The organism is Labrenzia sp. CP4 (assembly GCF_001579905.1).
Lineage (GTDB): Bacteria > Pseudomonadota > Alphaproteobacteria > Rhizobiales > Stappiaceae > Roseibium > Roseibium algicola.
The window spans coordinates 4,893,980-4,905,903 of sequence record NZ_CP011927.1; the positions used below are offsets into that span (position 1 = coordinate 4,893,980).

General features: G+C 59.6%; 10 protein-coding genes. 3 read left to right on the forward strand and 7 right to left on the reverse strand.

The window, feature by feature from the left end; translation table 11 throughout:
- Positions 1-14: 14 nt before the first annotated feature.
- The 3 genes from ACP90_RS22415 to ACP90_RS22425 are packed head-to-tail and all read right to left on the reverse strand — an operon-like array spanning position 15 to position 2,858.
- Entirely contained in the window at positions 15-1,154 is a 1,140-nt protein-coding gene (locus ACP90_RS22415) for an extracellular solute-binding protein (protein ID WP_062491878.1), read from the reverse strand.
- 52 nt (positions 1,155-1,206) lie between these two features.
- Positions 1,207-1,992, reverse strand: coding sequence for an ABC transporter permease (locus ACP90_RS22420; protein WP_055657952.1), 786 nt, complete (start codon positions 1,990-1,992; stop codon positions 1,207-1,209).
- Positions 1,992-2,858, reverse strand: coding sequence for an ABC transporter permease (locus ACP90_RS22425; RefSeq protein ID WP_062490165.1), 867 nt, complete (start codon positions 2,856-2,858; stop codon positions 1,992-1,994). The genes ACP90_RS22420 and ACP90_RS22425 overlap by 1 nt, the downstream gene beginning before the upstream one ends.
- A 108-nt stretch (positions 2,859-2,966) precedes the next feature.
- Between ACP90_RS22425 and ACP90_RS22430 the strand changes: the two genes are divergently transcribed.
- The 3 genes from ACP90_RS22430 to ACP90_RS22440 all read left to right on the forward strand — a co-directional run bounded on the left by ACP90_RS22430 (position 2,967) and on the right by ACP90_RS22440 (position 6,693).
- A complete protein-coding gene (locus ACP90_RS22430; protein WP_062490167.1) occupies positions 2,967-3,935 on the forward strand; it encodes a LysR family transcriptional regulator in 969 nt (322 codons plus the stop codon).
- 162 nt (positions 3,936-4,097) lie between these two features.
- Positions 4,098-5,180 carry an OmpA family protein gene (locus tag ACP90_RS22435; protein WP_062490169.1) on the forward strand — a complete coding sequence of 361 codons (1,083 nt, stop codon included), beginning with the start codon at positions 4,098-4,100 and terminating at the stop codon, positions 5,178-5,180.
- A gap of 7 nt (positions 5,181-5,187) precedes the next feature.
- Entirely contained in the window at positions 5,188-6,693 is a 1,506-nt protein-coding gene (locus ACP90_RS22440; RefSeq protein WP_062490171.1) for a caspase family protein, read from the forward strand.
- 48 nt (positions 6,694-6,741) lie between these two features.
- Here ACP90_RS22440 and ACP90_RS22445 read toward each other — a convergent pair whose 3' ends face one another.
- The 4 genes from ACP90_RS22445 to ACP90_RS22460 form a co-directional block, all read right to left on the reverse strand.
- A complete protein-coding gene (locus ACP90_RS22445; RefSeq protein ID WP_062490172.1) occupies positions 6,742-7,398 on the reverse strand; it encodes a class I SAM-dependent methyltransferase in 657 nt (218 codons plus the stop codon).
- 32 nt (positions 7,399-7,430) lie between these two features.
- Positions 7,431-8,693: a DUF3419 family protein gene (locus ACP90_RS22450; protein WP_062490175.1), complete on the reverse strand. Its 1,263-nt coding sequence runs from the start codon at positions 8,691-8,693 to the stop codon at positions 7,431-7,433.
- Positions 8,694-8,932: 239 nt separating this feature from the next.
- Positions 8,933-10,156 carry a L,D-transpeptidase gene (locus ACP90_RS22455; protein ID WP_062490177.1) on the reverse strand — a complete coding sequence of 408 codons (1,224 nt, stop codon included), beginning with the start codon at positions 10,154-10,156 and terminating at the stop codon, positions 8,933-8,935.
- A 249-nt stretch (positions 10,157-10,405) separates the two neighbouring features.
- Positions 10,406-11,737, reverse strand: a complete 1,332-nt coding sequence (locus ACP90_RS22460; RefSeq protein WP_062490179.1) for a dihydroorotase — start codon at positions 11,735-11,737, stop codon at positions 10,406-10,408.
- Positions 11,738-11,924 lie beyond the last annotated feature (187 nt).

The following is an 11,924-nucleotide window of genomic DNA, read 5'->3' on the forward strand; positions in this document are numbered from 1 at the left end:
GGGCCGTACTGGGTTCAGTAACCCTTCTGGATCCGCCCGAACATCTTGGACCAGTCCTGTTCGTGGCTGTTCCAGTATTCCGGATTGGCGAAGGTCAGACCGTCAAGCGTGCCGGTCGGATCGAACGCCGGAAGGGTCGGGATCTTCTTGCCGAGATCAACCTTTGTCGGGTCAAGCGCCGGCGGGTAGTTCTGGCCTTCGGCGACCGCGATCGAGGTTTCGGGCGCCAGCATGAAGTTCAGAAGTTCCTCGCAAGCTTCCATGGGCGAGCCCTTGATCACGAACAGGCATTCCTGCCAGCCGAAACCGTTGGGCGGATCGATATAGCCGATGTCATGGCCCTGCTCCTGAAGGGCGTAGATCCGGCCGGACCAGCCCTCGGTAACGTAGATTTCCTCTTCGGCCAGAAGGCTCATCAGTTCCGCACCGGACTGCCAGTATTTCAACAGCAGATCGCGGTTGGTGCGCACAGCCTGCCAGACGGCATCCATATCCGTTGCGTTGTTCGGATCCTGGTCGGTCTGCAGCGATGCGTACCAGATGCGGGTGCGCCAGTCGGACCAGCCGCCGATCTTGCCCTTGTAGGCTTCGTCGATCAGGAGTTTTGCACCCTTTTCCTTGGCTTCGTCGTCGGAGATGTATTTCCGGTTATATGCAATGCCTGTGGTGCCGTAGTCATAAGGCACGCAGGACAGCTTGCCGTCGGTGACACCGCGGAAGACGTCGGTGAGTTTCGGGATCACGTATTTCAGGTTCGGGATGTTGTCCTCGTTGAGCGTCGAGTTCAGCCCGAGATTGACGTAGCGTGCGTAGTCGAAGACGCCTGACAGGTGCGCGATATTGTATTCGCCTTCCTGGCTGGCCTTGACGCGCGACAGATATTCATCACCGCCGCCGAACGTTCCGTCGACGACCTTGATGCCGGTCTTTTCGGTGTAGGGATCGAAGGCATATTTGCGGAAGGCTTCCGAGACGACCCCGCCCCAACCATCGAAGCGGACTTCCTCCGTCGCAGCCATGGCATGGCGGGCAAAGGGTGTCTGCACACCGTAGGCGAGACCGGCTGCCCCGATCAGGCCAAGGAACTTGCGGCGGTCGAGATCACCGTTGAGATAGCGTTCGCGCAGACGCTCATAGCGTTTGGTATTGTCCATCTTGTTTTCCACTCTGGTTCTTGTGTCGGTTTCTTGCTTTGATCGCGCGGTTCTAACCGCCGCGCTGCATGGCCATCCGCCGGGCGATTGCCAGCCCGAGAAGCGGCAGGCCGACGGTCAGGAAAATCATCACGGTGCCGAGCGCGTTGATCTCCGGGGAGATGGAATTGCGCAGCATGGCAAAGATCTGGGTGGGCACGGTTTCGACGCCGCCCGGCTTCCAGAACAAGGTGCCGGTGATATCGTCGAAGCTGATGGTGAAGGCGAAGAGCATACCCGCGAAGACCGCCGGGGCCAGCAGCGGCAGCGTGATCTGGAAGAAGGCCTGCACGGGACTTGCGCCAAGGCTGAGTGCGGCTTCCTCGTAGTCGCGGCGGATGCCGACAAGACGGGCCTGCACCACAAGGATGACAAAGGGCAGCGTGAAGATGACGTGCCCCATCAGGAGCAGGAAGAAGCTCTTGTTGATCGACAGGAAATTCAGGAACAGCAACAAGGCGACCGCCAGCACCACCTCCGGCACCAGGATCGGCGCAATCAGGAGGGTGGAGATCAGGTTGCGGCCGGGCACGTCGTAGCGCACCAGGGCAAGACTTGCCAGAACACCAAGTGTCGTGGAGATCAGCGCCGTCAGCGCACCAAGGACAATCGAGGTCTGGAATGCCCGCAGGATGGCGTCGTTTCCGGCCAGTTCGACGAACCAGCGGAACGAGAAGCCGGTCATCGGAAAGCTGCCGAACTGGCTGGCGTTGAAGCTGAGCAGAACCACCACCGCGACCGGCAGGAACATGAACAGATAGACCAGCAGCGTGTAGGCCCGGATCAGTTGCCACCCCATCAGCCAAGCCCCTTCATCAGTTGGCCCATGCCGAGATAGTGGTTGTAGATCAGCACCAGGGCGCCGAGGACGGCGAGCAGCATGAGCGAGAGCGCAGAGCCGAGCGGCCAGTTGAGCTGTGTGATGATCGCCTCGAAAACGAGGTTGGCGAACATGGCGTCCGTCGGACCACCCAGAACCAGCGGTGTGATGTAGGTGCCCGCACTCAGCACGAAACAGAGCAGACCTCCCGCGGCGAGCCCCGGCAGGGACAGCGGCAAGGTGACTTCCCGGAATGCCTGCCAGCGGGTGGAGCCGAGGGAACAGGCCGCGTCCTCCAGCGAAACGTCGATCCCTTCCAGCGCCACATAGACGTTCAACACCATGAAGGGCAGCAGGAAATGCACGAGGCCAAGGATCACGGTCGGCTCGTTGTAGAGCATCTGGACCGGTTCGGAGACGATGCCGAGGTTGAGCAGGGCCCAGTTGACCGCACCGGATACACCCAGGATGTTGATCCAGGACATGGTCCGGATGATGTAGCTGATCCAGAAAGGCAGCATCAGCAACAGTAGCAGCAAGGCCTTGTTGCCTCGTGAACGGGCAATGAAATAAGCCGCCGGATAACCCATGGCGGCACAGGCAAATGTGGTGATGGCGGCAATCCGCAACGTACCGAGCAGGATGTCCCGATAGAAGGGATCGGTCAGCGCCTCGTTCCAGTTGTCCAGGTAAAAGCCCGCCTGGTCAGCGCCCGTGGCCGTGCGCAGCCAGAACGAATAGACGACAATAAAAACAAGCGGCACGAAAAGCAGCAGCCCCACTGCTGTGAGCGCAGGGGAAAGGAGTATCCATGGCTGTCGTTTTTCCCGCGCCTCGACGCTCATGCGCTCAAACCCTGCCAGATGCCTTGTCAAAATTGCTTGACTTCAGCGTCGCAGGCAGGTGTTCATTGATCAAATAGATAATGAAAATTATAACTATAGATCTAATCAATGGCTGATGGATTACGCCCTATCCAGGCGGAACGGCTTGCCCGCGAACTGGACTGGAACCTGCTGAGAACCTTCATCGTCCTGGCCCAGTCCGGAAGTGTGACGCGGGCGGCTGACAGACTGCGCCTCAAGCAGCCCACCGTTTCCAGCGCACTGAAGCGGCTGGAGGACCGGTTGGGACGCAAGCTCATCAATCGCAAGCCGGGTCAGTTCGAGCTGACGGAAGCCGGCCAATTGCTGTTGAAGGAAGCCATCGAGATCCAGGGTTCCATCCTGAGGCTCGGGACCCTGATGCGCGACGTCACCGACGAGATCCGCGGCCACGTCGAAATCGCCATGGCCAGTCACGTGGTTTCGCCTCTCTATGACGACACCCTGCGCGAGTTTCACGAACGGCACCCGGCAGCAACACTCACCATCAACGTTTCGGCCAGCAAGGACGCACTGGAAGCCGTTACGTCCCGCCGGGCTTCGCTCGCCGTCTGCCTGGTGCGCGAACGCAATCCAAAGCTTGAGTACCTGCGCCTTTTCCGGGAGTTTTTCGGCCTCTTCTGCGGTCCGCCTCACCCGCTTTACGGCAAGACCAACCTGACAAAGGCCGATCTTGCCGGCCAGTCCGCCGTCAGCTTCGTGACCGACCGGCTGGAAGACGCCCTTCGTCCGGTAACGCTGATGCGGGCGGAAGCGGATCTTGAAGACCGGATCGTCGGCACATCGGCCAACCTGGAAGAAGTCCGGCGCATGATCATTGCCGGACTGGGCATCGGCCCCTTGCCTGTCCACGTTGCCAAGCGGGATATTCGAGAGGGTCTTTTGTGGCAACTCCCACCCTATGACGCGCTGCCGGAGATCGACGTTCATGTGGTCTGGAACCCGAAGGCGAAACTGAACCGCGCCGAACAGGCTCTTCTGGACATGCTGCTGGAAAAGATAAGGCTCACGCCGATAGAGGAGCGGACCTATCGCTGACACATATCGCGGAGCATTGGCCTGCCGGCTTCTTTACCAACCCGAGCGACCAATACGGGAAACCCGGCAGCGGCCCGTTGCATTCCCCCGCTGACGTTGTAAAACTTTCAGGACGCTACGAAAATTGGCGATCAACGCCGTCCGGGTCGAAGGGGTAGGAAGATGAATGGTGTGCGGTTCGCCTGGAAAATGCTCTTCCTTGCGCTGGTGACAGTGGTCCTTATTCAGTCGCCTGCCAATGCATCGGAAGAATTCTTTGAAGGCGGCTGGACCCTGCAACGGGATGCATCTTCCCTGCGCTTCCAGTCGGTCAAGAACCTGACCATTGTGGAATCCAGTTCCTTCGCGGAATTTGAAGGCGGCATAGACGATGCCGGCAACGCCAGCGTCCGCATCTTCCTTGACTCAATCGATACGAAAATCGACCTCAGAAACGTGCGCATGCGGTTTCTCTTCTTCGAAACGTTCGAGTTCCCTGAAGCCGTCATCTCGACGAAAATTGATGCGTCAGCCCTGGCTGATCTTCCGACCGTCAAACGCAAGACGATCCCGCTTGCCTTCAATCTCGACCTTCACGGCGTCTCAAAACCGTTCGAGGCCAATGTTACGGTGACCTATCTGAGCGAAGACCTGGTTGCCGTTTCGAGTACCGCGCCGGTGTCTGTCGCAGCTTCCGACTTCGCCCTCGGTGGCGGTATCAAGAAGCTCGAGGAAGCCGCCGGCGTCGTCATCGTGCCATCGGCAACGGTCTCCTTCGATTTCGTCTTCGCCCGCAAATCGGGCGAAACGGACGAGGACGATGCCGACGATCAGACCCAGCAGGCGGCCGCTTCTCAGCCAGCTGCAAGCACCGCGCTTGAACTGGAAGGCAACCTGGATAACGAGGCTTGCACCGGCCGGTTCGAGATCCTGTCCCGCACGGACAACATTTACTTTCCAAGCGGCAGTTCGCAGCTTGATCCGCGAAGCCAGCCACTCCTGAACAGCCTCGTTGACATCATCATGAGATGCCCGGAGCTGACCATTGAAGTCGGAGGACATACCGACAGTGATGGCAGCGATACATCAAACCTGGCCCTGTCCGAACGCCGGGCGGGCGCGGTCAAGCAGTATCTTGTCTCCAAGAACGTTCCCGACAGCAGGATCAGGAGTGTCGGGTATGGCGAAAGCCGTCCCGTCGCTCCGAACACCTCCGCGGAAGGAAAGCAACGCAACCGGCGGATAGAGTTTGTCGTTGTCGAATAGGTCCAACATGCACCGCTTTGCAATCGCAATCCTCCTGGCACTGACAGTGACCATCGGCGCGATGTCTGAGAGGGCTCACGCGGAACCGCGGCTGGCTCTGGTTGTCGGCAATGGCGCCTACACGACCGTGACGCCGCTGGACAATCCGGTAAACGACGCAAGCCTGATGGCCGACGCGCTGCGCAAGGTCGGCTTCGAGGTTACCCTCGTCACCGACTCCAGCCAGAACGAGATGATCACGGCGATTTCGCAGTTCGGCAGCAAATTGCGAGCCGCGGGCGAGGACGCAACCGGGCTGTTCTATTATGCCGGCCACGGCGTGCAATCGTTCGGTGCAAACTTTCTCCTTCCGGTCGATATCGAACTTCAGGACGCTGCCGACCTCAGCCTGGTCGGGGTCCCTGCGCAGGCCGTTCTGCGGCAGATGTTCTCGGCACGGAACCGGACCAACATCGTCATTCTGGATGCCTGCCGAAACAATCCGTTCGTTTCCATCCCGGACCTCAGCGACAACGGTCTGGCAGAAATGAAGGCCCCCAGAGGCACCTTCCTCTCCTATTCCACCGCACCGGGCGACATCGCGCTTGATGGTATCGGCGGCAACAGCCCCTTCACCGAAGCGCTGGCCCGGCACATGCCGACACCTGGCATGCCCGTCGAAACCCTTTTCAAGGCGGTGCGGGTCGATGTTCTGAAGGAGACCGGCAACCAGCAGACCCCGTGGGATACATCCTCCCTCACCGTTGATTTTCAGTTTGTCCCGGCAAAGGCTCCCTCTGCCGAGGAAGTCGAGCTGCGCCAGATCTGGGACACGGTGAAACTCAGCAAGGACCCCTTGCAGGTCCTCTTGTTCCTGCGCGCGCACCCGGACAGCCGATACTCCGCAGAAGCCAGGGAACTCCTGACGGCGCTGATGGAGAAGGAAACGCAGCCCACCGCGCAGGCGGCACCTGCCCCACAACAGGAATCCGAACCTGCCACGCCTCAGACAAGCGAGCGTGACATGATCGAAACAGCGCGCCGAGAGGGAACCGCAAGCGCCTATCAAACCTATCTGGATGCATATCCGAACGGTGCCTTTGCCGAACTCGCACGCCTGGAGCTGCAAACGATCGTCAACAAGGAGCAGAGCACGGACCCGGTCGCCAGTCAGCCGCTGCAGGAAGACGCGCCGGCCATCGCCGAGCAAGGCTCACCTGCCGCCGATCCGGGGGGGCCGTCAGCCGTCATAGCATTCAACGCCCCCCTTGCCATGGGAGAGCCGGATATCGCCACCCGAAGCATTTCGGAGCTGATCACCGGATCGCCGAAATTCCCGCCGATCGAGGGCCTGCCGGAAGCGGTCTGGAAGGACAAGACTTGTGCCGCCTGTCATCAATGGGAGCAGGCGAACCTGTGCGACCAGGCCAAGACCTATGTCACAGACAAGTCCAGAACCATAGAGAAACAGCACCCCTACGGCGGCTCTTTCAAGAATGCGTTGCGGCTTTGGGCCGAACAGGGGTGTCCGTAACTTCGACGCCGGTTCCGTAGCGATCCGACGTGTTTTCGCGTGCCTCGGTTACTGCGATTTCGAGATCACCGCATAGTCGGAGTAGCCGGCGTAAAGGCTATGGAAAGAGGCAACTGCGCCGATGCTGGCAGCCAGGGCTTTCAACTCGCCTTCCAGGTCGGCTCGTGGAGATACGTGGAAGGATTTGAGCCAGGCAAACAGGACGCGCTTGAACCAGCCAGGCAAGCGTTCCTGCTGACCGAAATCGACCACGTGGATCCGCCCGTCCGGCGCCAGCCGCGCGGCACCTGCCGCCAATGCTTCGCGCCAGATCGGGATCATGGACAGCGTATAGGAATAAAAGACGCGGTCGAAAGCCGGAACACCAAAACCTTCCGTTGCCGCCGGGTTTGCGGCATCGCCTTCCACAAGCGTGATCCGGTCTGTCAGGCCTGCCTTGTCGATGTTCTTCTGGGCGGTTTCCAGCATGTTCCTGGAAATGTCGAGACCGTAGAAACGAACGTCCGGATAGGCTTTTGCAGCCGCAATCAGGTTCCGGCCGGTGCCGCAGCCAAGTTCCAGCACGACGCCGTCTCGCGGCGGCTGAAGCTCTCGGATCAGCTTGTCGCGCCCGAGCAGGTAGAACTTGCGGGTCAGGTCGTAAAAATGGCGCTGATGGCGATAGACGGCATCCATCAGCCGGGCTGTTTCGACGGCTTGGGTCATGACGCTATGTTTCCGTACGCAGGACGGCCAGCTTAGCCGTTGAACACATAAAGATGGAAGCCACCATAAATGGAGGAACGGTCCTGACGGCCAAGCTCCAGGCTTTCCTCTTCCTCGTAGGTCCAGCGGTTCAGGATCTGGTCGGATACGCGGCCCGGCAGAAGTGTCGGTTCGGCAGCGGTGCGGAAGATGACCCGGGCACCTGGAAGCGCGGTCCGCGTTATCTCGGTCCAGAGTGCATTGAGCTGATGGTCTGTCATCCAGTCCTGGGCGTCCAGCAGCACATAGGCGTCAAGCGTATTGTCCTGAACCGACTGAAGGTGTTCGGTCAAATTGCGATTGAGCACACGGACCCGGCCCGCACGCTGACGGATTTCCTCGAAATGCTCGCGCTTTAGGTATGGCGGCAAAGGCCCGGCCGGACCGGTGCTGTCCTGACCGCTTGGAGCATAGCCACGGCCGAAGGCCTGCCAGGCGAAATAGTTGTCCTGCATGGAGAAGTCGCAAGCGAGTTTCTCAAGCCGCTGACGCAGAACCGCAGACATGTCGCGTTCGGCACTGGCCGATACCAGGGCGTCATACTGCGCCGGCGGAATGCCGAGGCCGTAGAGCGACATCTTCTTGGACGTAGCCCAGCGCACCAGACGCTTGTCGAACAGCGGTGCCAGTGCGGTATCGAAGAAGGTGCGCTGTTCTTCCAGCGACCTGGTCTTGACCATGTGCTTCGGATCGATGCCATAGAGCCTTGCGATCAGGTGTCCCGCCCCGATGCAATAGCCCAGCAAACCGTGATGATAGAGGTCGCGCGAGAACAGCGTGATCCTCTTGCGGCCCCAATTGGCCATGTCACGGCCTTCCCAGTAGGCGACCGTTTCAGGATCGAGCTTGTCTTTCAGGAAACGCTGATAAGCGGCAACATTGGCCTTTTCGTCTGCTTCACCGAAGAACCTGTAGAAGACCTCGTAATTCGGCAGATGTTTGGCTGCCGCCAGTTTCAGCCGGCCCAGCGCCACATGTGCACGGTTGAGGTCCACCGCAGTGATCTCGGCCGGATTTGCCGTCAGGTAGGACATGACGTTGCAGCCGCCCGACGCGATCGTGATCATTCGGGAGTCCGGCGTCAGGCGAAGAGCCCTCATGTCGACATCCGGATCTTCCCAGATCTGTGGATAGACAAGGCCCTTGAAAGCGAATGTGAACAAGCGCTCGAGAAAACCGTCCTTGGAGGTGGCTTCGGAACGGTGAACCGCATTCTTGAGACGTTTCTTCGATGCGGTGAGCGTGCTCTGCGCCATGTCTTTCTCCCGAGTCACCTGCGCCAATAAACTGCCTTCCGATACGTGACGGACGCGACAGTTTGGTGACGTTTGCGGAGAATCGAGCCGTTATCCGGATAATAAACCGCCGGTGAAGACTTGCCTCGGCAGTCAGGAGCGTCTTCATCGATGGGAAGCCTTCCTAGCGGAAACGAAACAAAAAAGCCCCCGCCGAAGCGGGGGCTGTATTTCCGTCCAGACCGTTGGGAGATCCGAACCTAGCGCGTGATAACCACGAAGTCGGTGCCAAGACCCGTGTTGCGGGTGAAGTTTCGGTCCGTGACCGTCAGGGACGAACCCGGGGTCAGCATCCTGGAAACTTCAAGCGCGACCTTCTTGGACATCTCGATCCGGTCGAGAACGTCCATCGACGCGCCACCGCGTTCACCTTCGGCAGATACCGCCATCCACTCGACCGACGAGTCTCCTGGCTTGAAATCCATGGCGGTGAAAACGTGCGTTCCGATTTCCTGGTCGATATCCTTGATCGAGACAGGGGCGGAATAGACATCGCGGAACTTGCGACGGATCCGCAGCGTTGCATTCTTCGGCTCTTCGTATCCGGCATCGGCATGGATGCGGAACTCAAGCGCATTGGTCAGATGACCGGTTACCGGCAGCTCGGCACCTTCCTGGTACAGGCTGATTGCTGCACGGGTCTTGCGGCCCATGACACCGTCTTCCGGACCGGCATTGAAGCCCATCTGGTTGAGCAGCTGTTGCAGCACCTGAATGCGGCTTGGTGCTTTCTGCGGCGTGATGATCATCCGAAGAGGCTGATCGAAATAAGGATTTTCCGGCTGTACTGCCGGCAGGTTAGCCTGCAGGGGCGCTTCCTGAATGGCACCACGCAGAGCCGGATCGGCTGCAATGGTCTCGTCCGTCAGGCTTGCGACCTCGGTTTCAGGCACATAGGGCTGCGGCAATACAGCGTGATGCACACCAAGCGGGTTCGCCTCGCCCCGTGTCACGACAACATGCATGCCGCGCTCGGTCATGCTGTAAAGCGACTGTGCAAAGGCTTTCGGAAGACGAATGCAACCGTGCGAAGCCGGATAGCCGGGCAACCTGCCGACATGCAGGGCAATACCCGACCATGTCAGACGCTGCATGAATGGCATCGGCGCATTGTCGTAGAGGTTGGAAAAGTGCTTGCGCCTCTTTTCCAGAATGGAAAACACACCGGTCGGTGTGCTGTGGCCGCGCTTCCCGGAGGAAATCGACGACACTTCGATCAGATCCAGGCCGCGATAGACCTTGATCTTCTGCTCGTCCAGCGACACCAGCATGTGCAATGGCGGTTCGCTTGCCACATCCGTTTCCGGAGCGGCGTCACGCGCGAATGCGGCCGACATGGCGGCGAACGAAATAACTGCGGCACCGGTCAAGTTGAGCAGCGAGCGCTTGTGCCTGCTCCGGCTATTCATTTCCAAAGACAACATCCCTGAGCTCCCCAACGCAAATACCCATAAAGCTCGATTAAAACTGTAACCAACATCTGTGTAGATCGGGTTAGGAAACACGGTTACTTATTGGTTTCCTTCGACCTTTCAGCCGCAAAGTCGCACATTACCCAGCTCGCGGCTGTTATTCACATCACATTTTGTACAGCTAGCAGCCGCAACGTGAACGGCGCCTGAATGGGAAAAACGGCCCATTCACGCCAACGGTTCCCGCAGGAGTGGCTTTTCTCAGGCTTTCAGTCCGTCCAGGAAACGGACAGGTTCGCCGCGCGAAGGTGTCGTCAGCTCGCCGTCCCACATGACGCGCTGCCCGCGGACAACAGTCCCAACTGGCCAGCCGGTAACGTCCTTGCCGTCATAAGGTGTCCAACCGCACTTGGAGGCAATCCACTCGTTGCGGATCGTTTCCTTGCGCTTCATGTCCACCACGGTGAAGTCGGCATCGTAGCCGACTGCGATCCGGCCCTTGAGCGCCGTCTGGAAAAGACGGGCCGGGCCTGCACTGGTCATGTCGACAAAACGCGCGAGGCTGAGGCGGCCTGCGTTGACGTGATCCAGCATGATCGGAACCAGCGTCTGCACACCGGTCATTCCCGACGGGGACGCCGGATAGGGCTTCTGCTTTTCTTCCAGAAGATGCGGGGCATGATCGGAACCGAAGATGTCGAGAATGCCCTGCTGCAAGGCCCACCAGAGACGTTCCGAGTGGCGCGGTGCACGCACCGGCGGGTTCATCTGAACCAGCGTACCCAGCCGGTGGTAGGCTTCGTCCGTCAATGTCAGGTGGTGCGGTGTCACCTCGATGGAGGCGACATCCTTGTGGTCGATCAGGAAATCGACCTCCTCTGCCGTAGACAGGTGCAGAATGTGGATCTTGGCGCCGGTTTCGCGCGCAATGCCCACAAGACGCTGGGTGCACTGAAGTGCTGCGATCTCGTCACGCCAGATCGGATGGGAGCTTGGGTCGCCTTCAACACGTTCTCCCTGACGTTCGCGCAGGCGAAATTCGTCCTCGGAGTGGAAGGCCGCCCGGCGGCGGGTTACGGACAGGATTTCCTTCACGCCCTGGTCGTCTTCCACCAGAAGGTCGCCGGTGGAAGACCCCATGAACACCTTGATGCCCGCTGCCGCCGGCAGTCGTTCCAGGTCAGGAATGTCCTTGACGTTATCCCGCGTACCGCCAACCCAGAAGGCAAAGTCGCAGTGCATGCGGTGGTGTCCGCGCTGCACCTTGTCGGCAAGGGCTGCCTCGGAAGTCGTCAGCGGATTGGTGTTCGGCATCTCGAAGACCGCGGTAACGCCGCCCATGACGGCAGCACGGGAACCGGATTCCAGGTCTTCCTTGTGGTCGAGACCGGGCTCGCGGAAATGCACCTGGGTGTCCATAACGCCCGGCAGGACATGCAGCCCCGTGCAATCGACCGTTTCGCCTGCCTGTGAAGCGTCGAAGGAGCCTATGCCGACAATCCGGCCGCCGCGAACAGCGACATCACGCTGCCCCTCGCCGTCCTGATTGACTACGGTTCCGCCCTTCAGGATCAGGTCATAGGTCGCGCTCATGTGGCTCCTCCGCGTTAATTCGGGTCTATCGGCAGGTCTATTCAACGGGCTTATACGCGGCCCTGCGGCAAAGGACCAGACAGGGGTCGACAGATTCAGAACCTTGCCCACGGTGGGGAAAGCGCCTATGTGGCACTCAAGTGAAACTGGCCAGTCAACCTTTCTGAATCAGTCATCCGTTCCATGG